The following is a 22,153-nucleotide window of genomic DNA, read 5'->3' on the forward strand; positions in this document are numbered from 1 at the left end:
AATTCTGTTCTGCTGCTTTGATGTTCAGATCGTATAATGGATATGCTATCAGGGAAAAGGGATCTTTTCCCCGATGCGCCCGGCGGCTTGGCACCGCCGGTCTTCGTGTAAGGTCATTATATTATACGAGTGTTTGGGGAATGACCACCAGTGCGGCCAGCGCAATTTTTATATGGAGAGGGAGCTACAAGCAGATTTATAAGCAGTAATAATTAATTGTTAAGGGCCTTACAGTATTTTATTTGAGGAAATCTTCGCGGTGCGGCGAGAACACGTCTACCAGCATACCTGCTTCTATACAAACACAACCATGTACGGTATTTGGCGGCACATAATAGCCATCCCCCTTGCGGATGATCTTCTTTTCATTGCCGATGGTCATTTCAAATACGCCGCTTTCTACATAAGTTACCTGTGAATGCGGATGCTGATGCAGCGCCCCGATACCGCCTTTTTCAAATTTTGCCTTTACCAGCATTACACGGTCATCATAACCATAGATCTGCCGTTGAATGCCACCGCCTACATCTTCCCAGGGGATCTCCTGTTCAAACTGGAATTCGCTGCTTTGGATCATACTAGTCTTTTTAGTGCGGCCAAAAATAAGGATAACTTTTCTTCATATTCCGGAACCGTTATTTTTACGGTCACTAATTTCCTTGTTATGAAAAAAAGTTTGCTTCTTCTTACTATGGCGATCAGCCTGGCAAGGGCATCTCTTGCACAGAACACGTCTAACGTTCAATTAATTAATCCCGCCACCGTTGCAGCACCACGTGGCTATTCTCATGCTGCCATTATTGACCTCGGCAACTGCAAAATGGTGCTCCTGAGCGGCCAGGTAGCCCTGGATCAAAAAGGCAACCTGATCGGCAGCAATGATATTGCGAAACAAACGGAGCAGGTGTTCCGGAATATCAAAAGCATACTGGAGGCTGCCGGTGGTAAGATGCACCAGATTGTTAAGCTGGGTTATTTTGCCACTGACATTTCCAATATTCAGGCCATTCGTAATGTGCGCGATCAATTCATCAATACTAAGAACCCGCCGGCCAGCACACTGGTGCAGGTTAATAAATTGTTCCGCGATGATGTATTGATTGAGATCGAGGCAACCGCCATCATACCAAAATGACCTGCGACCTGGCAGCAGTAATAAACCGGTGATCCGGAACCAATGTTATCATTCAGCGTTTCGCGTTCTGCGTTAAACGTTCCCCGTTTTGCCTTAAATAGCGTATTTTTATAATACCGATCCATTCATAAACAGAAGACATGGCTTTCAGGCAGCTGGCAAAATATAAACACCCGATCCTGTATGGCATTTCCATGGCCGTATTACTTTTCATTTTGAAGTGGCTTGAACTGCGTTTCCTGATCATGGATCATGCGCTGGAAATTTATATCGGCGCTATTGCCCTTATTTTTACTGCCCTGGGCATTTGGCTGGCGTTGAAACTGGCCAAACCAAAAGTACAGACCCTGGTCATAGAAAAGGAAGTGTATAAAATGCCGGCCCCGGCTTTCACTGCCAATGAAGTCGAGCAGGAAAAGCTGGGTCTAAGCAAAAGAGAACTGGAAGTACTGCAATTAATTGCCGAAGGATTGAGTAACCAGGAGATCGCCGCCCGCCTGTTTGTATCGCTGAACACCATAAAGACACATTCTTCCCGCATCTTTGAAAAATTGGATGTAAAACGCCGTACGCAGGCTATTGAAAAAGCTAAACGACTGAACCTCATTCCTTAAAAGCATTCACTCATTAGTATAAATATGGCGGGTGACACCAAAATCACCCGAAAGTATGAACGGAATTTCCGTTTTGCAAGGCAGTTTTGCAGCGTAACCGGCCCCGGTACCAGGCTGGTGATCTTAATTATTTAAAGTTATACAAATGAAAAAAAATGCTTTAGTGTTTGGGCTGACATCCGGGTTTATCATCACCGCTTTCATGATGTACTCAACGCTCAATTGTTACTTCAACTCCAATTTCGAAGCCAATGAAATTGTCGGGTATGCAGGCATGCTCGTAGCCTTCGCGTTCATCTTTGTTGGCATTAAAAATTACCGCGATAAGTATAATGGGGGCGTCATCAGTTTCGGAAAAGCATTTAAAACCGGCTTGTTCATTACGCTCATCGCATCTACTTTATATGTACTCGTATGGGTGATTGAATATTATCTGTTCGTTCCCGACTGGATGGATAAATACTGCACCCATATGATCAGCGAAGCAAAAGCGAGTGGCGTTAGTCAGCTGGAACTGAAGAGAACCAATGACCAAATGAACTGGTACAAAGAAATGTACAAAAATCCGCTCTTTGTGGTGCTGCTGACCTATGTGGAAGTATTGCCGATCGGCCTCGTGGTTTCCCTGATCAGCGCGCTGTTCCTTAAACGAAAAAGACCAAACCAGGGAAGCATGGCAACTGCTATCGCTTCCTGATAAAAACAGGATAGTATGAAAATCAGACTTACAAGCATCTATGTACATGACCCCTTAAAGGCATACAGTTTTTATACAGAAGTATTGGGATTTGTGCAACGCTATTATTTACCGGAAGGTTACCTGGCCATTGTTGCTTCCCCTGAAGAACCCAATGGCACGGGCCTGCTACTGGAACCAAACAGCAATCCCATAGCTTCTGCTTACCAGAAAGCTTTATATGACGCAAAGCTGCCCGTGATCATTTTCGGTGTCGATAACCTGGAGCAAGAATATGAACAGTTGAAGGCTAAAGGGGTGATCTTTATTAAAGCACCCACACAAACCGACTGGGGTATTGAAGCCGTGTTTGATGACACCTGTGGGAACTTTGTACAATTACATCAGTTGATATAGCTTAACGCGGAACGCTGAACGCAGCCGGAAATAACCCTTCCGGATCCTGTATGGCGGCATGCAAACGCGTTGTTAACAATGAAATCAAAGGTTTTACTGTAGCCGTTATGCATTTAGCGTTCAGCGTTTCGTAACTTTAAGGCATGCTCAAAGTAATGTCATTACAAATAGCCGACAGCATTGATATTAAGCAATTTAAAACTGTATTCAAGGCGGAGCTGTTACATGGGGATTCTGATGAGCTGTTTTACCGGGTGAAAACCCAGGAAAAGAAATTTGCCTATATCTTTAAATACGGCATTGTAAGTTTTCTTGGTTACAATGAGGTAGAGATCATGGGTTTTATTCAGGCCATCAGCCCTTATTGTAAAAACCTGTTCGAGCAGCATATCAGCGATGAATTCGATATTGAAGTAAATGCAGGCCGCAATAAGTTCGGCTGGAATAAAATTGAAATTGAAGGGGCTTCTACCGACAGCCTGCGGCTGATCATGCTCAATGTTTCGCAATCGGTAGCGCTCGATCATTTTAACCACCAAACCAATCTGCTGCTGGAAGAAACCACCTTTCATACCCAGCAACTGGAACGTAAAGGCCGGCTCGACCTCTCGGGCGCCAATCTTAAAAAATACATTGGCCGCACATTGAACCTTAAGAACCGCATTGAGGCCAACCTCTACATCTTTGATTCGCCTGAAGAAACCTGGGAAGATGAGGAGCTGAGCCGGCTGGACCTCGGGCTTAAAAAAACATTCGACCTGCAGGCCCGCTTCAAAACAATTCGTGAAGGACTGGATATCGTAAAAGAGAACCTCGACTTATTCAAAGACCTGCTTCAATACCGCAAGAGTATGGTGCTGGAATGGATCATCATTATTCTCATCCTGGTGGAAGTGATCAATCTTTTTATTGAGAAACTAATGGGGTAGTTGCAGGGTCAATGGGAAATGCCCGCCCAAATGAACACGTTCGGGCGCGGTCAATAGTGAAGAGCTCGCGACATTTGACATTAATAACCAACCTCTGCCGCTTACAATGTATTGCCGGTTGGCGGCTTCCAGCCATAAGACACCGAGCAAAAATAACAGTGCCACGGTCTGGAACCGCGGCACTGTTGCTTTATTTCATTAGCTAATTAGCACATTAGCATATTATCACATCATCTTGCTGCTTTACGATTTGTTTTGGTGGCTTTTCCATTGACTTTAGTGGCTTTTCCATTGACCTTGCTTCCCGTGGAAACCGCCTTACCGGCATTTACTTTTGCCGGGCTCCCGTTCAGTTTTTTGCCATTCACTTTAGCAGCGTGGCCATTCAGCTTCTTACCATTCGTTTTTGAAGCCTTTCCATTTACCTTGGTGCCATTGGCCAGCAATTTCTTCTTCTCTTTTTCATCAATACGCATGTTATGGCGTATTACCTGCCAGTATTCAGGGCCATAACTAACAAAGATCTCACCACCGGCCGGAATGTCTTTGGCCGCTTCTATGAATACCCGGGTACCATCTTCTACATACTCGGCGTTGTTATTAATATTCTTTACCCGCTGCAATCCCCGCGCATCATTGGCATACCGGGCCATGGCTTTTTTATCATTCAAAGCATCGATGACAAAGTTGCGTGTTACATAATAAATATAAGGACTCTCCTGATCATCGGCCTGTACCTCTTTCCAGGTTCGTGTTCTGCCTTTATATTCTACAATACGGGTTCCTTTAGGAATAAATTTTTTGGTAAATAATCCTTTTCCAGCGTTGGGTAAGGTAGATTTTTTAACGTACAACTGTTTCTCCAGGAATGCCATTCAATAAATAAATAAGTAGTTTAAAAAGATGCTTTTACTATAAATCAAAACCAACAGGCCATTAACCGTACTATATATTAGTTTATTGTGCGAAGTACGGTATTAATATTCCGTTTGTCATTAACCGAATTCTACTGTTAAAACAGGCGTCGAAGATAAGAACTAATGTGATAATTCTTACATGCCTGGTCATGAACAGGTATATTATCAAATGCCTCACAGCACTTCAAGCCCGATGCTGGCTTAAGATCATTGCATCTATCAATGCCTGCCATTTTGCCGGTAGGCTTGCCGGAAATAATGCCTGCTACCCTACCTAAAATAAAATCCTATGCCGGGAAGATGACTCCCCGGCATAGGATTAATGCATTAATAGTAAATAATTTGTACTAAAGACTCAATATTCACCCTTCATCATCCGGATCTCACCATAAACCGGTCCAACCATATTATCGGGCGCTGGTTTAAAGGTCACCATTACTTTATCCTTCCCTTTGGTGAGGCTCGCAGGAATGGGATATACTATTTCATAGAATTTACTGGCCTTGTATTTATTCAGGTCCTCTGTGGCCACCTTTTCATCATTCACCAGGATGTCAAATTTTCTGCCGCGGTTATCCATACCCCAATAGGTGCACAAGAGGCTGTTTACAGCCGATGGATCCACCTTCATGTTAAAAGAGAAATAGCCACCCGGATAAGCCACGCGGTACTTTTTAGTATGATCCTCTCCTGTATTCAGTTTCTCGCCCGCAAAATCATGGTCGCGCTCCGGTTGCATTTCACCCAGCCGTAAGAGATCAACGGTTCTTGCTTCCATCTCATGTCGTTTTTTTCGCTCCGCTTCATACACTTTTTGTTGTTCGGCCCAGGCCTTTGGAGTGAACAGATCCCAGTAAACGCTGTAAAATTCTTTTTGCACCTGGTTGAAAGGTAAGAGAGTGACCTCTTGTGGCTGCCCGGTATTCACAGAACGAAAGAGCAAAGGTTGACTGCCATCCTGCTGCAACCATTTGGCCGGATTCGTTTCTGTTGACACCAGCACCGGAATGCCTGTCACAGGATCAGGTTCTTTATTCCCAAATACACCTGCCAGCACCAATGGACCATAGAGTACTGCCACGCGGTTCGGGTTGTCGGGCATTGCCTGGGTATGTAAGTACAGCGCCGGTGTAAACTCAACTACATCACCGCTCTTCCAGGTTCGGGTAATGGTAAAGTAACCGCTGGTATCGGGTGCTGCCATCTGGGCTTGCAACTTTCCATTCACTGCAACTGATATCCGCTGTTTCGACCAGTATGGATTTCGGATGCGCAAGGGAAAAGCAACCGGCTTTGTAGCAGTGACCTTTAACAGCACCCGGTTATCGGTTGGCAATTGGGTTTGCTGCTCAATAATAACCCCTTTGTCTTTCCAGTTCAACCGCGAAGCTATGAACAGGTTCACGTACAGGCTGCCATCTGCCCCCTGGAAATAAATACTTTCGCCGTACTTCACATGGTTTTCCATACCTGAGCCCACACAGCAGGTGAATGTATTGAAGGAATCACTGTATTCTTTTTGCGTGCCCATCCGCAGCGGTACAAAATAACACATCATACCATTGCTGTGGTTTTGCGATGAAAGGATATGATTATACAGGGCCCGCTCGTAATAATCCATCAGTTTGACCGAAGGCTGCAATGCAAACAGGTGCCGGGTCAGCTTCAGCATATTATATGTGTTGCAGGTTTCCATAGTATTGTCGGTTAGCGTTTCGCTGAGTTTACCGGCAGGTCCCAGGTATTCATAATTGCTGTTACCGCCGGGTGCATAGGTATGATTGTTCACCACGGTTTGCCAGAAGAAATCAGCAATGGTCTTGTCTTTAACGCTGGCGGTCAGTTGATGGCGGCGGATACAACCGATCACTTTCGGGATCTGCGTATTGGAATGTTTTCCGGGAAGGATATCGATCTGCATGGCCAGGGAATCGAGGATGCGTTTATCGTGGAATTTATACGACAGGTCGAGGTATTTTTTTTCGCCTGTCAATGCATAGGTATTTACCAGCACATCGTTCATGCCCCCATATTCGCAAAACAACATCCGTTGCAGGGAACTGTCGGGCAGGTCTTTCAGCAGGTTGGCCGTCCAGTTAGCCATGCCGGTTTCTACCAGCAGGGCTTTTTTATTATCACAATACAAATAGGCATCCAGTAAGCCGGCCATGATCTTATGCACTGTATACCAGGGCGACCAGGCGCCGTTCAGGTCGAATCCACGGGAGCGGATATTGCCTTTTGCCACTTCCGCCCAAACACTGTCTTCTTTCGGAATAGCGCCCAGGTAACCATTGCGTTTAGGCTGGCACCCGGCCAGCTCCTCCACGATGTAATTGACCTTATCGAGAAAACGTTTGTCTTTTGTAACGGCATAATGCATGGCGCAGGCTGATAAATAATGTCCGAGACTATGCCCTGCCAGTCCTGAACTTTCCCAGCCGCCGTAGCGGGCGCCTTTTGCTTTCAATCCCGCATGTTCCCGGAAGTCGGCCAGGAGACGATCGGGCTCTATCAGCAAGAGGTAACGCGCATCTGCTTCCATGGCGGTTTTAAAGGGGCCATCGAGCAATGTTACATCCTGCAGGTGAAAACTATAGGCCTTTACCGGAACCACCGGTTGAACGATCATTTTGTGCTGGCGTTTTTCCGGCACATAGCTTTGGGAATGTCCATAAAGATGAAGCATCACCAGTATCGTCGAACAAAGGATATACTTTTTCATTTGTAGATATAAGGTTGTTCAGTTTTTCAGTTGTTCAGTTTTTCAAACTCGCGATTGTATTTAACTTAATAACCAAGGAACTCATTTATAAAACTTCCACTCCGCCTTATAGTCTTTCGGCAAAGACTGATTCGTTATGATCGCCCTTACCATCGATACCGGCATGGCATTTTCATGCATCACGGCATCATGGTATTGTTTAAGTGTCATTTTGCCACTATCCACCAGGTCTTTTTTCATAGCATAAAATTGCAGGCCACCGATCATATAGGCCAATTGATACAATGGACCGTAGGCGCCCACAAATGACCGGCGTACCTCACCTTCGGCATTGGCCCGTTCATGGCCTACACGCTCAACCAGGAAGTCGATACATTGTTGCGGCGTCCATTTCCCCAAATGATAGTTCAGTGAAAAAATGATGCGGGCGCAGCGGTGCATCCGCCAGAACAACATGCCCACCCGGTCTTCGGGCGATTGCGGAAATTGCTGGTCCCATAAGATCATTTCACAGTAAAGGGCCCAGCCTTCGATCCAGAAGGGTGTATAAAAATTGCGGTATGCTTTATACCGGTTGTTCATAAAGCCCTGCAGGTGGTGGCCGGCAATAAGCTCATGGTGAACAGTGGCCCGCGAGAAATGTGGATTATTACCCCGCATGCTCATCATCTTATCGTCTTCTTTCATCGTGTTGGTGGGATAGGAAATGCTCAACACTTCCCCACCGGTAAAAAAAGGATTTACCAGTTGCCGCTCCGGCGTCATCATGATCATGCGCCAGGTTTCTTCAGCCAGCGGCGGAATAGTGATCAAATCGTTTTTCTTCAGAAAGGCAACCGACTCGTTATACAATTTCATGATCGCCTCCGGTTGTTTGCCTGGCGGCACATAAGTGTTCTTCACTTTTTCGAGGGCTTTCTTCCAGTCTTTCCCAAAGCCCATTTCCTGCGAAGCCTTCAACATCTCCGCATCGCACCAGGCGAATTCCTTATTGGCGATCCCGATCAATTCCTCAGGTGTGTAAGGAATGAATTCCAACTGCAATTGCCGGATGATCTCCTCTTTCCCAATCGGATAACCGATGATGCCGCTGCCATCATCCTTGCCTCCGGGCGCTGCTTTCGCTCTTTGCAGCCAGCCCTGGCCGTAGGCTGCAAGCGCCGTGTCAAGTTGTTTAACGGCATCGGGCAGCCACCAGGTATATGCAGGATCATAACCTGTATAAAACTCGTTCACGCTTTTTAGTGCAGCGCGCAATCCGCGCACAGTACCCTGCGCCCGGCGAATGAGGTTAATGGTTATGGAAGAATCTTTAGTGAGGGCCGTACATAAATTATTGATGCTGGTTGTGATCGATCTCATGCTGCCGCCCCATTGCTGCGCATCCGGCTGGGAGCCGCGCCGGCGGAACTTTTCCATCTCATAAATGCCGGAGGTGAATGGGAACCAGTTCGCCAACTGTGCGATCTCCTTTTTTTCCAGTTCGAGCAGCCTTTGTTGTTCGTCGAGATCTCTTTTGAAGAGAATATAATCCACCCGGCTGCCCGTGGGCAGCTTGTCGAAGTTCAATTGCGCTACCTGTTTCAGGTAATCAGCAACCAGGGCGTTCATTCTATCGCGCCGTTCGGGGGAATTCTCCACAAAATAAAAACGGTTCAGGCTGCCTCGGTCAGCTTCATATTGAACCATTAGGTTATTCACTTCACTGTTTTGCTCGTAGAGCGCAGGTTGGCACATGCATGACACCGTGATGAGCATGCTGCCGCTAAGGTTTAAGATGTGTTTTTTTCTCATAAGCGTGGTTGGTCAATGTGCTGATTTGCTAATAGAAAACCCTCCTTTTTTCCGATCCCGATACCTTTATGAACTTATCAAATTTTCAACCCTATCACTATATCAACTCTGTCAACTGATCAACCGGGTCAACTTGAACTCCGGCAACTCCGGCCTGTTGGCAATACCTTCCTGGATGATGCTTAGAATACGTTCCCGTTCTTCGCCCACCAGCGTTAAGCGCGGAGCGCGTACATATTCTGAGCCCAATCCTACCTGCGCTTCGGCCAGCTTGATATACTGTACCAGCTTGGGATGTATATCCAGTTCCAGCAGCGGTAAGAACCAGCGGTAAATAACCCGGGCTTCTTCCAGCAAACCGGCTTTCACCAGCCGGTATACGGCTACAGTTTCACGGGGAAAGGCCGTTACCAGGCCGCCAACCCATCCATCGGCGCCCATGAGCAATTCCTCCATCGCTAACGTATCAACACCGCATAAGATCTTATACCGGTCGCCGAACCGGTTGATCATCCGCGTTACGTTCGATACATCGCGGGTTGATTCTTTCACCGCCTGAATATTGTCGCATTCCAGCAGCTGTTCAAAGATATCGAGGGTCACTTCGGTTTTATAGTCAACGGGATTGTTATAGATCATGATCGGCAGATCGGTTGATCCTGCCACCGTTTTGAAGAAGGTATATGTTTCGCGCACATCGGTCTTGTATCGCATGGGCGGCAATAACATCAGGCCTTTTACCCCCCAGCTTTTAGCCAATGCCGCCTGTTTGATCGCTTCGCGGGTTGCACCTTCCGCAATATTCAATACCACGGGAACCCGTCCGGCAATATCGATAGCCAGTTTCACCAGCGTTTCTTTTTCCTCAGTGGTGAGGGTACTGGCTTCCCCCAGGCTGCCTCCCAGTACAATGCCATCTACACCGGCATCGAGTTGCGACTGTAATCCTTTTTCAAACAACGCCAGGTCGAGGGTATCACTGGCTGTAAACTTGGTTGTGAAGGCAGGAAATACTCCTTTCCATGATATACTCATTCGTATTAATTTTTAATAAAGGTATTATGAAGCAGTTGGTATAGGATAGCCTGTTTTGATCAGTTTCTTACCGATATTAACAAGCTGTTCTTAATCACTTCTTTACCGATATTAACCTCCTGCATCATTCTTTGAGAAAAAATTGGTAATATTGGTTAAACAGATCAAAACCCTGCTCATGAAAGTCGTTCAGTTCACCATTCCGGTTTCCCAGGAACATTCTATTATGGTACAGGAAGATAAGTTACCTCATTTTTATAATCACCTGCACCGCCATAATGAAACCCAGCTTACCTGGATCATTAAAGGAGAAGGCACGCTCATTGCCGGCACCGGTATGCAGCGCTTTCAGTCGGGCGATATTTATATTCTCGGCGCCAATCAGCCCCACCTCTTCAAAAGCGATCCTGATTATTTTGAAAAGAACAGCCAGAAAGATATCCATGCCCTTACCCTCTTTGTTGACCTGCGGGGGCCTTTTGGCAGGATCCTCGATCTGCCTGAAATGAACAACGTGAAAAAATTCATGGAAGCCACCCGCAAGGGATTACAGGTACCTGCATCGCAGCAGCAAAACATTGCAAAGAAAATGCTGCTGGTAAAAGAAGCACGGAACGGCATCCGGCTGGCCTTCTTCATTCAACTCCTGCAAACCCTCTGCCGCATCAAACAATACCGCTCGCTTTCCGATACCCATACTGAAAATTCTATTACGGAATCGGAGGGCTTGCGCATGAATGATATTTATCAATACACCATAGCGCATTACACCGAGAACATCACGCTGAAGCAAATTGCCGATGTGGCCCATCTTACCCCCCAGGCTTTCTGCCGCTACTTTAAAAAACACACGCTGAAGACCTATGTGGCTTTCCTGAATGAAGTACGCATCAATGAAGCCTGCAAGAAAATTGTATCAGAGAACTTCGACAGCCTGGCTGCGGTTGCTTACCAGAGCGGGTTTAACAATGCCGTTACCTTCAACCGGGTATTCAAAAAAATAACCGGACAACCACCCAAGAAATTTCTAACCGAGTATATGCAGAAAGTGAACTAGCTTACCTTTCATTACATAGACCACACATATAGTGTACGGTCTAACCTGCATCTCCGGCGCTTCGGTTATGCATTATCTGCTATTATTGTAACCTGCCATTGCCTGACTGGCATTGGCAGGAATAATGCCACACAATTGGCAGGCATTTTCAGCGTTATTACGCATTAAGGGCCACGGCCATACGATTGCTCAACAGGTAATTGATACACCAAATGCATATCAGGCAGTCAAAACAGGATATGCACCATATATAAGTCGTTAAATTTCATAATACATATAAATTAATTTACCTTGCGGCGCTTTGAAGTATTGCAATAACAGTATATTTTAACGCCTAACTCCAAACCCTAAGTCATGAAAAAAAGCCTTGCGCTAGGCCTTATAAGTTGCGTACCCTTGTTTGGCTTATCTCAACAATTTACCGGTTTCACGTACGATAATTACTCCGGTGTTCACGGCATGTTACAAAACCCGGCGTCTGTGGCCGGCAGTAAGTACAAGGTGAACATCAATTTCTTCAGCCTGAGCGCCCTCGGCGGCAATAATGCTTATGAGCTCAAGAACGACAAATTCAAAAAATTCGATTTTTCCTCGTTGAAAGAGGACAGGGATTACTTCAAATCGTCTAATACCGATAAAAAGAACCTCTGGCTGAATACCGATATCATGGGCCCCTCGTTCATGTTCACCTCGGGCAAAAAAAGCGGTGTTGGTTTGTATACCCGCATGCGTACAGTGGTAAATACGTTTAACCTCAGCGATAAGACCTTCCGCTTTTTTGGAAGCGACTCGGCTTTGTATAATACACCCATCCAGGAAGAAAAGCTGCAGTTAAAAGCCCATGCTTTTGCTGAGGCTGGTGTAACCTATGGCCGTGTTATTTACAATACACCCGAGCATTTGCTGAAAATGGGTATCACCGGTAAATATGTGGTTGGCATAGCCGCCGCTTCGGTATACTCAAGTAAATTAAATGTGAATATCGACAAGAACGATTTCATTAACGAGCTGAAGGGTGATGTTAATGCCCGCTACTCTTCGAACCTCGATGTGGTGGACGATGACTTCAGTGATGTGTTGGATAACCTCGACAATAACCGGGGCTGGGGCCTCGACCTGGGCTTCTCCTACGAATGGCGGCCGGAAAAAAACAATTGGTTACTGAACGACCCCACGCCCTATAAATTACGGGTAAACGCTTCGGTAAACGATATCGGTTCTGTAAAGTATAAAAACTCAGAACATGGTGATAGCTATATCCTTGATGCCAGCGGGCGTACTACCAATGACCTCGAAAAACAGGACGGTGAAACCATTGAAGAATATCTCAGCCGGTTGGAAACGATGGGCATCATTACTTCCAATGCCCACCAGGAAACCATGAAGGTTAAGCTGCCCACCACCCTGCGGATCGATGCAGACTACCATATCTGGAAAAGGTTGTTCATCAATGCCGGCGCCATTGTTAATCTCATTAACCGCGACGAAAACCAGACCACAGCCCAATACGCTACCTCATATACGATCACTCCGCGCCTGGAAAAGAAATGGTTCAGCCTGTATGCACCTTTCTATTATAATACACTGAACAAGAAAATGGCCGTAGGCGCCGGTTTCAGGGCAGGCATGTTCTTCGTGGGCTCCGGCACGATCCTCTCGAACATGTTCTCGAGCAAAAATGTTACTGCCGCCGACGTGCACCTGGGGGTTACCATGTCGATCTACCAGCGCGACAGAGCAAAGCGGTATAAAAGCAGGACGGTAAAAGAGGAGCCTAAGGAAGTTATCAAAGAGGTGACCGTTGTAGAGACCAAGGTGGAAACAAAAGTGGAAACAAAAGTAGATACCGTTGAAAAGAAAGTGGAAGTGATCAAAGAAGTACAGATTACGCATGACAAAGACAACGATGGTATCGTTGACGGGAAAGACGAGTGCCCCGAAATAGCGGGTGAAGTTACCCTGGCAGGCTGCCCTGATAAGGATAAAGACGGTATTGCCGACAAAAACGACAAATGTGCCGATGTGCCCGGTACCGCCAAATACAATGGCTGCCCGGTTCCCGATACGGATGGAGATGGCCTGAACGATGAAGAGGATAAATGTGTTACAGTTGCAGGTACTGCCAAATACAATGGCTGTCCTGTTCCGGATACCGACAATGATGGCGTTAACGACGAAAACGACAAATGCCCCAACACCCCTGGTAAACCCGAGAACAATGGCTGCCCCGAGATCAAACAGGAGGTAGTAAAGAAAGTGGCTGTAGCTGCGAAAAGCATCTATTATATGTCTGGCAAAGACATCATCCAGAAAGTGTCTTATCCTAAACTTGATATCGTTGTGAAAGTGTTGAAAGCCGACCCTGCCCTGGTGATCAGTGTTGAAGGACATACCGATAACGTAGGGAATGCAGCCAATAACTTAAAGCTCTCTGCCAAACGTGCGCAGGCAGTTAAGAATTACCTGATCAAAAAAGGCATTAGCGATAGCCGCATCAGCGTACAGGGCTTTGGTAATTCAAAACCCATTGCGCCGAATACCACGCCGGCCGGCCGTGCCAAGAACAGAAGAGTTGAATTGCATTTGAGCTACAATTAATAAAGTGTTCTGAAAAAGAAAAGCCCTGACGATCACTGTCAGGGCTTTTTCATTTTCACCAGTGCTGCATTTATTTCTTTACCACATCGAACTTGCGGAAGATGGAGTTTACACTGCTTTGTATCTCTTTTTTGGAAACATTGCGGCTGTTCACGTCGTCGGTCGTCCAGCCCTGCCAGATGGTCTTATCCGTTCTGGCGTCTACCATCGTAATGGTCAATGTACCTTCCTGTACAGTGGCCGTATTGTAATCATACCCCATAAACCGCGATGGATAATAGATAGAACCGAACCGGCGATAGTATGGGTTATAGTACACCCGCCGGAAAGGCATCGAGTAAACAGGGTTCGATAATTCCCGGGTCGTTTTTTCCACCAGCATATCATAGCTGATCAACACATCGGGTTTGCTTTTTACTTCCCGCCAGCCCTGCTTTTGCAGTTTCGCATTCACGGCTTCCTGCACATTCTTTTTCATCAGGTCGGCATGCCTGTTTTTCTTATCCTCTTTGTTATCGCTATCTATCCATGCATAGGTTTGGTAGCGGCTGAAATCGGCCGTCTCATCTTTTTCGATGTAGGCAGGCGTAGCGCAGCCCACTGCCAGCATGATGGGTAGCAAAAGAACTGGTATAACTTTTAACACACTCATTTTGGTTCCTCCTTTTTGGTTTGTATCACCTGCTATAATGTACGATGAAAAGCAGGCGCCCTTTTGTAAGGGTTTGTGAAAGTATGTTTAAGGAATTGTTAGAATTAAGAAAGGCAAAGAAGGCAAAGAGGCATATAAAGGCAGAAAGACTAACGCAAAAACGCAAAAGGCGGAAGGCAAAAAAAGGCAGCCCTGAGGAATCAGGGCTGCGAGTCACATGAGAAAATTATGCAGCAACCGTTGTAATTTCCGGATGATTGCTGCGGCTATGTTTTACCCGGAAACGATCTATGATAAATTGAATTATCGGCTGTTTAAAAGCTTAAGGATAGGTTTAGGTATGTATTGTTCAACGCCGGCCGAATACTCCATCGCCTGCCGCGGATCTTACCCGGCAAAGGAATTGAAAATGAATGCAATAAAGCAAATTGGATAAATCAGCACCCAGCTTGCGTAATGTTCACATCGGGACTGTGGGCTGGTTAATGGCGCTGCCTGGCGGGGCGGCAAGTTTACATCGATAGAAGAAACCTTCAATGGAATCTTTCTCATGGCTTTGTTTTTTCGGCTAATACTGAACTATGCGATACACTTGAACTGACATGCAAGATACAAAGGTTGGGGAATATTATGGCTTCTTTTTTGGCCTTTCAGATGTATTTTGACTGCAATTTATCCAGAAGGCAGAAGCAAGAAGCAGGATATAAGGGTATCCCTATCACCACAAACTATGCACGTAAAGCAGATACTAAGTAAGAGATCTTCGAATGCAGTTCCTCAGGCCGGAAAGGTTTATGGATAAAGTCGGTAAATCCTTTTTGTAAAAGATCGGCCTGCATATTATCATATACGGCCGCCGTAAATGCTACCGCTGGTATTGAATTATTGATCTTGCGGATTTCCTTCAAAGCAGTAGCGCCATCCATTTCCGGCATTTCCAGGTCGATCAGCAATAGGTCGAATTGTCCTTTTTTAAACTGGGTCAGGGCTTCGCGGCCATTGGTTGCTTCACTTACCTGGATGCCCCACTTGGTTAAAAATCTTTTGGCAATGGAAAGGTTCACCGGGTTGTCTTCTGCAATGAGCAAACGGATGCCTTCAAGTTTATCGAGGTGTTTGATGTTCTCTTCTTCAATATAACGTTTCCTGTTTTCGCAGATCTTCAGTTCAACGGTAAAATGAAATGCGCTGCCTTTGTTCTCCTCACTTTCCAGCAACAGATCACTGTTGAACATATTGACGATCCGTTTGGTGATGGCGAGTCCAAGGCCGGTTCCCCCATATTTGCGGGTGGTGTTTACATCCGCCTGGGTAAAGCTGTCGAAGATCTCTTTGTGTTTGTTCTTCGGAATACCAATACCGGTATCCATTACAATGAACTGCAGGGTCGATTTGGTGCTCGATGAGAACAATTTGCGAACAGCCATGGTGATGGTGCCCTGATGGGTAAATTTCAGGGCATTGGCCAGCAGGTTGCTTAATACCTGGTTCAGGCGGGTTTCATCGGTATAGAATTCGAGGTCGAGCCGGTCGTCGATATCTACCTTAAAATCGAGGCCCTTTGCTTTTATCTGCGGCGAGAACTGGGAGGCCAGCTTTTGCATGAACTCCTTAATGTTCACCGGCACATCGGCCAGTTCCACTTTTCCCGCTTCCATTTTATTGTAATCGAGAATATCATTGATGAGCATCATCATATGCTCCGACGAGAACTTTAAAATATCGAGGTGCTGTACCTGTGAGGGCAGGTGCTCTTCCTGCAGCAGCAGGTTGCTGGCGCCGATGATGCCGTTCAGCGGGGTACGCAGTTCATGGCTCATATTACTGAGGAAGCGTGATTTTGTTCTGGCAGCCGATTCAGCTTTTTCCTTCGCTTTCATCAGTTCAAACTCGGCCATTTTCACATTCGACACATCCAGGATACTGATCTTGGTGTAACCGGTATCTTTATAAGTGAATGGCACCACACTCACGAAGCCATAAAAGGCGCGGCCGGTTTTTGCGGTGAGGGTAAGCTCGCCCTGCCAGGGACGCGATTCGCCCGACAGCGATTCCTTTATTGAGTTGAACTGTTTGATATGATGTTCTTCAAACCATATTTCCATGTTGGTTCCTTCGATCTCGCGTTTCTCATTCACCTCAAATAATTCCAACGCGCGTTTATTACAACTGGCAATAATGTTCGACTGGCTGAAAATAATAAATACCCCGTCGAGCGAAGTATTGAAGATGGTATCGCCAAAAGTTTTTTCCTGCAGAATGGCCACCTCATTGTCTTTATTCACCTGTAGAATAGAATACGAGAAAATGATGGTCATGGCCAGTGAGATCACCAGGTTGCCACTGTATAACTGGGTGTACAGGGCTTCGTTGATGTTTTGAATGTTATTTACGTACGGACAGATCTTAACGCAGCAAAGCGATGCAATAACGGTGATGGAGTATACCGATATCAATTCTTTAAAATTGCGCCGGATACTTACCACAAAGGTCAATACAACGAAATAAGGAAAATAAAGCAGGTATTCCCCTGCGCGCAATCCTTCGATATAACAGATCACGATCAGGTATAGGTTAATATTGATCACCGCAATGATGCGGCCTGTTTCCAGTTTTCGTTTCGAGCCAAAATAAAATGCGAGGAGGAAAAAATAAGCGGCCGTTATATTTACTAACGCACTTATATATAGCTTGTGATAGAAATAAGAGAAAACGGAGAAAAAGTTCAGCAGCAGTGCTAACAGGATGAACTGGTTGAAGCGGATGATCCTTTTACGTAAATCTTTGGAAACACCCTCATGCAGGCCAGTATGAACTATATCCCTGTAAATAGACCAGACAAGATATAATATTTTCTCCTTCATAGAGTTATTGGATTAGAACGAAAGGTGTTCATGCTACGGACAACTAATTTAACGAAAAAATGGATAAACTATTTTCCAATGAGCGGATCAAATTTCTCTAAAAAATTCATTTTCAACGAAAAAATTGACAGCACTTATCTATATAGCCTGTATGAAGATGATTACCAGTATATAGAAGAAATATTTGCTACCACCCTGGCGCATTTTGATGAGGACCTTCAGGCGATTCAAAAAGCTTTTACCTCAAATAATTTATCTGAGCTTAAAAAGGCAATACATAAAATAAAACCAACGTTTGGTTTTGTTGGGTTACCAATGGTGCAACAGAGCTGTATGGAATTTGAAGATTTTTGTCAAAAAGCAACTACTTCAAATGAATTGACGTCAGAATATCAGCAAATTGTGGCTACATTAGCGGCTAGTAAAGAGCTGATTGCATCGGAGTACAATAAGTTGAAAGAATTCAATTCCAATTAACTATGAAATGGACCTGTGTCATTGTTGAAGATCTGCAGGTGGCTGCTGATTATCTGGTAAAATGTTGTGAGAAGAGTGGACTATTGCAGGTGAAAGGACATTTTACCAATGTTGAACAGGCGCTTGAATATTTGAATAAGAATTCCGTTGACATATTGTTCCTGGATGTTGAAATGCCCGGCGCCACCGGCTTCGACCTGCTCGATCAGCTGGCTTATTACCCAAAAGTCATTCTTACCACTTCCAAATCGGAATACGCCTACAATGCTTTCGAATACAATGTCTCCGATTTTCTTAAAAAACCGTTCACGTATCAGCGCTTTCAGGAAGCGCTGAATAAACTTACCACCCCGGCCGGCGAGAACAATATCAGCAGTACGGCCACCGACCATATCTTTATTAAATGCGACGGCAAACTGGTTCGGTTGAACAATGATGATATATTATTTATTGAAAGCATGGGCGATTATGTAAAGTTTGTGACCCTCGATAAAAAGTATATTACGCATAACACCATCAAGAACCTGGAAGAAAAAGTGAACCGCCAGTGCTTTATCAAAGTTCACCGCTCTTACATAATCAATATCAATAAGATAGACGATATCCGCGAGAACGATCTGTTCATTAAGGGCAACGAAATTCCGGTTAGTAAGGCGCATAAAGCCGACGTTTTAAAACGTTTGAACATCATCTGATCTTCATCGAAGTTTTCGAGTTATTTACCGGCATATTGACCCCAAAGAGCTAAAAATTTTCTCTTTGCGGGGCTTCCTGACCATCTTTGTTCAGGCGAAAGCCCCTAAACACCGAACCCTGATTTTCTCTATAACGTATTAATTGTGACGGTTATCAATTATAAACCCTATCCCCTGAAACGGAAGAAAAGTGGAATCCAACGCTATGAAAACTAGTGTGATCTAAATCTCCAGCCTGCTCATGATACGGATTTCATTAAAAAGTTACCGATCTGCCAAAAGGTGGATCGGTTTCTTTTTTTATGGCGGAAGGCGCACAGCTTAACGCCGGGGAAAACTGAAGGCTCCGGGTGGAGAGCTGGGGGTTGAAGGCCGAAGGGGCGAGGCGGGCGGAAAGCAAAAGGCTAAAAGCGCAAGGCTAAAAGCCCAGAGCACAGGGCTAGGCTAAAGGCGGAAGACGCATGGGCGGGGCGGAAAGCAAAAAGCTAAAGGCGCCAGGCAAAAAGCCCAGGGCACAGGGCTGGCGTTGAAGGCTCAGGCCGGAAGGCGGGGCGGGCGGAAAGCAAAAGGCTAAAAATCAGGGCGCAGGGCTGGGGGATTGAAGGCTCAGGCCGGAAGGCAAACCGCTAAAAGCATTTCGCACATATTGACCACTACAAATAATCCTCCCGGATTTTTACGCCTAAAAATCGAAGGTTTCCCCTTATTTGTCGAATAAAATTGACAGGCGGATAAAGAATGATCATCTTTGTTCACGATCCTAATTCCTGTTAAAAACCGAAAGCCCTGAAAAGGGCGATCCAAACAGCGGCGTCACGGAGCCCTGAGATTCCGGAAAAACCAAATACCCGTTTTGTCCACAATCCATGAAAACCGACTAAAAAATCTCCTCGAGAAAAAACCCTAAACAATCTGATCCGATGAAAAATCCAACCGTTTAAAATCCAGGATCCGAAAGGAGAACTACCCAGAAAAATCTGAGCCTATAGATGAATTGAAATTTACTTAGAGACTACCCAAAGATTATTGAATTGAAAAAGCCGCCCCGTGAGGCGGCTTTATTTTTCCCCCCGCACCTACCAGAGGAACAATTTTATGCAGCATGAGCCCTGCTCTTTGAACGCCCGGACCGGGTTGATCACCGTAAGTTCCACGGCTCAGTTTATTAAGTAGACCCTAGCTCACTAGTAAGAGTTGTAAACGTATCATTAATAGTTTTAAACAGTACATTTAAAACTATTGCGACCCATTTCGAGCTCGAAACGATACGCCAAAACTATTACTACCCCATTTAAAACTATTGAACATCCGCCACAAACTCTTGAAACGCCATTTCGAGCTCGAAACCGTACGCCACAAACTTTTACGACCCCATTTTCAGCCCGAAAACATACGCTACAAACTCTTACTTTTCATTTCCGCCGGGTCATACTGTCACCGGATCATCAGCAGATTCAGCTTATGTCAACCCGATTTCATAATGCACTTCCGGGATCTCCACATCGGTGAATCCTTTTTTAATAAGCCTTTCCCTGAACTGCTGTTGTACGTTATACTCGCCATGCACCAGGAACAAACGCTTTACCTGGCGCGGATCCTGGCAGGCCAGGAACTGGCTCAGGTCTTCATAATCGCCATGGGCGCTCATGCTATGAATGGCCGATACTTCGGCATGCACTTCATGCTCGACGCCAAAAATGTGCACTTCTTTCCGGCCTGATAATAAGCGGCCGCCCAGGGATTCAGGTTCACAATAGCCCGTCATGAGGATGGTATTGCGGCTGTTCTCGATATTGTTACTGATATGGTGTTTCACCCGGCCGGCTTCCGCCATGCCGCTGGCAGAAATGATCACGCAGGGTTCATTGCGGAAATTCAGCAGCTTCGACTCCTGCACAGTTCTTACAAATTTCATCCCTTTAAAAGCAAAAGGATCGGCATCTGACTCCAGCACTTTTTGAATGTTCCTGTTAAAATAAGCCGGATACCGCTTCACCAGCTCCGTGGTCTTAACACTTAAGGGACTGTCAACAAAATAATCGAGGTCGGGCAGGCGCCGCTCCAGTTCCAGCTGGTTCAAATGATATAATAATTCCTGGGTACGGCCCACGCTGAAGGCCGGGATGATGAGCTTACCCCTTTTTTGCAGGCAGGTCCTTTCTATCCAATGCAGCAGCTGGTCGGGCGTAGTTACGTTCAGTTCGTGCAGACTATTGCCGTAGGTACTTTCCAAAATGATATAATCGGCCTGCGGAAAAACAGCCGGTGAACGCAGGATCACATCACGGTAACGGCCTATATCACCACTGAAAGTAAGATGCGTTACCTTTCCATTTTCTTTAATGCGCAGGTTTACGGCGGCGCTGCCAATGATGTGGCCGGCATCGGTATACATAAGGTCGACAAACTCATCGATCGAATGCCACTGGCCATAATCAACTGCCTGCAGGAATTGAAATGCATTTTCGGCGTCTTCCACTGTGTATAAAGGTTGCAGGTAAGGCTGGCCTTCTGCCGCCCTTTTTTTGTTTACATACTTTACATCGTCTTCCTGGATCTCGGCCGAATCGACCAACAGAATTTCTGTAAGTTCTTTGGTGGCCGGTGTGCAATAGATCTTACCCGTGAACCCGTCTTTAGTGAGTTTCGGGATCAATCCGCTGTGATCGATATGCGCATGCGATAAGATCAGGTGATCTACTTCTGATGGATTAAAGCCCCAGTGACGGTTCAAACCGCTTGTAGCCTGGCCTAATCCCTGGAACATACCGCAATCGAGTAAATATTTGCGGCCATTGCTCAATGTAAGCAGGTGCTTTGATCCCGTAACGGTGCGGGCAGCGCCATGGAATGCTATCTTCATTATGAAAAGTTGTTCAGTTGTTCAGTTATTCAGTTGTTCAGTTATTCAGTTGTTCAGTTATTCAGTTGTTCAGTTATTCAGTTGTTCAGTTATTCAGTTGTTCAGTTATTCAGTTGTTCAGCCTCGCGACTGTATTTAACTTAATAACTTATGAACTTAATAACTCAGGAACTCAATAACTATGAACCGGTTTTCGTTTTGAACGACCAGGTTATCAAACACTCAGCTACTTTTTCACCCTGTTGGTTAATACCGGTTGCTGTAGTGGTGCAAAGCTGCGGTTCACCGGTGGCAATGGCCTGCTCAATGGCGTTCTTCAGCAGGGGACCATCTTTGCATTCGAAGCGGGTACGCCCCGTTGCTTTTTTGAAATAACTGGCTTCAAACTTCACCACCAGCATCGACACGGCCGGTTTGCGATCATACACATGCGCCATGGCCAGTGAGCCCGAACTCATTTCGGCCGCCATCGCCAGGCAGGCAAAATAAGTGGACCGGAAAGGATTTTGCGAGAACCATTTATAGGGAACGGTCACCACACAATGCTGTTCGTCTATCTCCCTGACCCGCACACCCGAAAAGAAAGCAGCCGGCAGCTTCCAAAGGAGATATAATCTGAATAAGACCGGGTTACTGAGTTGTTGTATGAATTTGTTTGGCATGAGGAAAGGTTGTAGGTTATTCAGTTGTTCAGTTATTCAGTTA

At 45.7% G+C, this 22,153-nt stretch carries 18 protein-coding genes; 9 read left to right on the top strand and 9 right to left on the bottom strand.

Annotated features, from left to right (window positions below):
• Positions 1-238: 238 nt before the first annotated feature.
• On the bottom strand, positions 239-577 hold the full coding sequence (locus JT717_RS25870) for a cupin domain-containing protein (RefSeq protein ID WP_205514097.1): 339 nt from the start codon (positions 575-577) through the stop codon (positions 239-241).
• 87 nt (positions 578-664) lie between these two features.
• Between JT717_RS25870 and JT717_RS25875 the strand changes: the two genes are divergently transcribed.
• The 5 genes from JT717_RS25875 to JT717_RS25895 all read left to right on the top strand — a co-directional run bounded on the left by JT717_RS25875 (position 665) and on the right by JT717_RS25895 (position 3,771).
• Positions 665-1,135 (top strand): RidA family protein, encoded by a 471-nt coding sequence (locus tag JT717_RS25875; RefSeq protein WP_240348437.1) that lies wholly within the window; start codon positions 665-667, stop codon positions 1,133-1,135.
• A gap of 140 nt (positions 1,136-1,275) precedes the next feature.
• Positions 1,276-1,749: a response regulator transcription factor gene (locus JT717_RS25880; protein WP_205514099.1), complete on the top strand. Its 474-nt coding sequence runs from the start codon at positions 1,276-1,278 to the stop codon at positions 1,747-1,749.
• 145 nt (positions 1,750-1,894) lie between these two features.
• Positions 1,895-2,446, top strand: coding sequence for a DUF4199 domain-containing protein (locus JT717_RS25885; RefSeq protein ID WP_205514100.1), 552 nt, complete (start codon positions 1,895-1,897; stop codon positions 2,444-2,446).
• Between the two features lie 15 nt (positions 2,447-2,461).
• Entirely contained in the window at positions 2,462-2,842 is a 381-nt protein-coding gene (locus JT717_RS25890; protein WP_205514102.1) for a VOC family protein, read from the top strand.
• A 143-nt stretch (positions 2,843-2,985) separates the two neighbouring features.
• Positions 2,986-3,771 carry an RMD1 family protein gene (locus JT717_RS25895; RefSeq protein ID WP_205514104.1) on the top strand — a complete coding sequence of 262 codons (786 nt, stop codon included), beginning with the start codon at positions 2,986-2,988 and terminating at the stop codon, positions 3,769-3,771.
• A 230-nt stretch (positions 3,772-4,001) separates the two neighbouring features.
• Here the strand turns inward: JT717_RS25895 and JT717_RS25900 are convergent, their stop codons facing one another.
• From JT717_RS25900 to JT717_RS25915, 4 genes are all read right to left on the bottom strand, one after another.
• Positions 4,002-4,646 (bottom strand): SET domain-containing protein, encoded by a 645-nt coding sequence (locus JT717_RS25900; RefSeq protein ID WP_205514106.1) that lies wholly within the window; start codon positions 4,644-4,646, stop codon positions 4,002-4,004.
• A 397-nt stretch (positions 4,647-5,043) separates the two neighbouring features.
• Positions 5,044-7,413: a glycoside hydrolase family 127 protein gene (locus JT717_RS25905; protein WP_205514108.1), complete on the bottom strand. Its 2,370-nt coding sequence runs from the start codon at positions 7,411-7,413 to the stop codon at positions 5,044-5,046.
• A gap of 81 nt (positions 7,414-7,494) precedes the next feature.
• Positions 7,495-9,207 (bottom strand): DUF885 family protein, encoded by a 1,713-nt coding sequence (locus tag JT717_RS25910; RefSeq protein ID WP_205514110.1) that lies wholly within the window; start codon positions 9,205-9,207, stop codon positions 7,495-7,497.
• 111 nt (positions 9,208-9,318) lie between these two features.
• Positions 9,319-10,242 carry a dihydrodipicolinate synthase family protein gene (locus JT717_RS25915; RefSeq protein WP_205514111.1) on the bottom strand — a complete coding sequence of 308 codons (924 nt, stop codon included), beginning with the start codon at positions 10,240-10,242 and terminating at the stop codon, positions 9,319-9,321.
• A 178-nt stretch (positions 10,243-10,420) separates the two neighbouring features.
• Here JT717_RS25915 and JT717_RS25920 point away from each other — a divergent pair, with 178 nt between their 5' ends.
• Together JT717_RS25920 and JT717_RS25925 are read left to right on the top strand one after the other, a co-directional pair.
• The gene (locus JT717_RS25920; protein ID WP_205514113.1) at positions 10,421-11,299 is read left to right on the top strand and encodes an AraC family transcriptional regulator; all 879 of its coding nucleotides are present in this window, start codon (positions 10,421-10,423) and stop codon (positions 11,297-11,299) included.
• Positions 11,300-11,653: 354 nt separating this feature from the next.
• A complete protein-coding gene (locus JT717_RS25925) occupies positions 11,654-13,897 on the top strand; it encodes a DUF5723 family protein (protein WP_205514115.1) in 2,244 nt (747 codons plus the stop codon).
• 70 nt (positions 13,898-13,967) lie between these two features.
• Here the strand turns inward: JT717_RS25925 and JT717_RS25930 are convergent, their stop codons facing one another.
• Positions 13,968-14,549 (bottom strand): DUF4136 domain-containing protein, encoded by a 582-nt coding sequence (locus tag JT717_RS25930; RefSeq protein WP_205514116.1) that lies wholly within the window; start codon positions 14,547-14,549, stop codon positions 13,968-13,970.
• A gap of 728 nt (positions 14,550-15,277) precedes the next feature.
• On the bottom strand, positions 15,278-17,413 hold the full coding sequence (locus JT717_RS25935) for a hybrid sensor histidine kinase/response regulator (RefSeq protein ID WP_205514118.1): 2,136 nt from the start codon (positions 17,411-17,413) through the stop codon (positions 15,278-15,280).
• 78 nt (positions 17,414-17,491) lie between these two features.
• Between JT717_RS25935 and JT717_RS25940 the strand changes: the two genes are divergently transcribed.
• Together JT717_RS25940 and JT717_RS25945 are read left to right on the top strand one after the other, a co-directional pair.
• Positions 17,492-17,890, top strand: a complete 399-nt coding sequence (locus tag JT717_RS25940) for an Hpt domain-containing protein (RefSeq protein WP_205514119.1) — start codon at positions 17,492-17,494, stop codon at positions 17,888-17,890.
• A 2-nt stretch (positions 17,891-17,892) separates the two neighbouring features.
• Entirely contained in the window at positions 17,893-18,585 is a 693-nt protein-coding gene (locus JT717_RS25945; RefSeq protein WP_205514120.1) for a LytR/AlgR family response regulator transcription factor, read from the top strand.
• Positions 18,586-20,044: 1,459 nt separating this feature from the next.
• On the opposite strand, the gene JT717_RS25950 is transcribed toward JT717_RS25945, so the two are convergent.
• Complete coding sequence (locus JT717_RS25950; protein ID WP_205514121.1) at positions 20,045-21,448, bottom strand: MBL fold metallo-hydrolase RNA specificity domain-containing protein; 1,404 nt, start codon at positions 21,446-21,448, stop codon at positions 20,045-20,047.
• Positions 21,449-21,627: 179 nt separating this feature from the next.
• Positions 21,628-22,110: a DUF4442 domain-containing protein gene (locus tag JT717_RS25955; protein ID WP_205514122.1), complete on the bottom strand. Its 483-nt coding sequence runs from the start codon at positions 22,108-22,110 to the stop codon at positions 21,628-21,630.
• Positions 22,111-22,153 lie beyond the last annotated feature (43 nt).

Source organism: Longitalea arenae (genome assembly GCF_016924755.1).
Lineage (GTDB): Bacteria > Bacteroidota > Bacteroidia > Chitinophagales > Chitinophagaceae > Niastella > Niastella arenae.

What these genes read in the sequence shown, in the direction of transcription:
- JT717_RS25870 (WP_205514097.1), bottom strand. Translation starts at nt 577, where the DNA reads ATGATCCAAAGCAGCGAATTCCAGTTTGAACAGGAGATCCCCTGGGAA.
- JT717_RS25875 (WP_240348437.1), top strand. Translation starts at nt 665, where the DNA reads ATGAAAAAAAGTTTGCTTCTTCTTACTATGGCGATCAGCCTGGCAAGG.
- JT717_RS25880 (WP_205514099.1), top strand. Translation starts at nt 1,276, where the DNA reads ATGGCTTTCAGGCAGCTGGCAAAATATAAACACCCGATCCTGTATGGC.
- JT717_RS25885 (WP_205514100.1), top strand. Translation starts at nt 1,895, where the DNA reads ATGAAAAAAAATGCTTTAGTGTTTGGGCTGACATCCGGGTTTATCATC.
- JT717_RS25890 (WP_205514102.1), top strand. Translation starts at nt 2,462, where the DNA reads ATGAAAATCAGACTTACAAGCATCTATGTACATGACCCCTTAAAGGCA.
- JT717_RS25895 (WP_205514104.1), top strand. Translation starts at nt 2,986, where the DNA reads ATGCTCAAAGTAATGTCATTACAAATAGCCGACAGCATTGATATTAAG.
- JT717_RS25900 (WP_205514106.1), bottom strand. Translation starts at nt 4,646, where the DNA reads ATGGCATTCCTGGAGAAACAGTTGTACGTTAAAAAATCTACCTTACCC.
- JT717_RS25905 (WP_205514108.1), bottom strand. Translation starts at nt 7,413, where the DNA reads ATGAAAAAGTATATCCTTTGTTCGACGATACTGGTGATGCTTCATCTT.
- JT717_RS25910 (WP_205514110.1), bottom strand. Translation starts at nt 9,207, where the DNA reads ATGAGAAAAAAACACATCTTAAACCTTAGCGGCAGCATGCTCATCACG.
- JT717_RS25915 (WP_205514111.1), bottom strand. Translation starts at nt 10,242, where the DNA reads ATGAGTATATCATGGAAAGGAGTATTTCCTGCCTTCACAACCAAGTTT.
- JT717_RS25920 (WP_205514113.1), top strand. Translation starts at nt 10,421, where the DNA reads ATGAAAGTCGTTCAGTTCACCATTCCGGTTTCCCAGGAACATTCTATT.
- JT717_RS25925 (WP_205514115.1), top strand. Translation starts at nt 11,654, where the DNA reads ATGAAAAAAAGCCTTGCGCTAGGCCTTATAAGTTGCGTACCCTTGTTT.
- JT717_RS25930 (WP_205514116.1), bottom strand. Translation starts at nt 14,549, where the DNA reads ATGAGTGTGTTAAAAGTTATACCAGTTCTTTTGCTACCCATCATGCTG.
- JT717_RS25935 (WP_205514118.1), bottom strand. Translation starts at nt 17,413, where the DNA reads ATGAAGGAGAAAATATTATATCTTGTCTGGTCTATTTACAGGGATATA.
- JT717_RS25940 (WP_205514119.1), top strand. Translation starts at nt 17,492, where the DNA reads ATGAGCGGATCAAATTTCTCTAAAAAATTCATTTTCAACGAAAAAATT.
- JT717_RS25945 (WP_205514120.1), top strand. Translation starts at nt 17,893, where the DNA reads ATGAAATGGACCTGTGTCATTGTTGAAGATCTGCAGGTGGCTGCTGAT.
- JT717_RS25950 (WP_205514121.1), bottom strand. Translation starts at nt 21,448, where the DNA reads ATGAAGATAGCATTCCATGGCGCTGCCCGCACCGTTACGGGATCAAAG.
- JT717_RS25955 (WP_205514122.1), bottom strand. Translation starts at nt 22,110, where the DNA reads ATGCCAAACAAATTCATACAACAACTCAGTAACCCGGTCTTATTCAGA.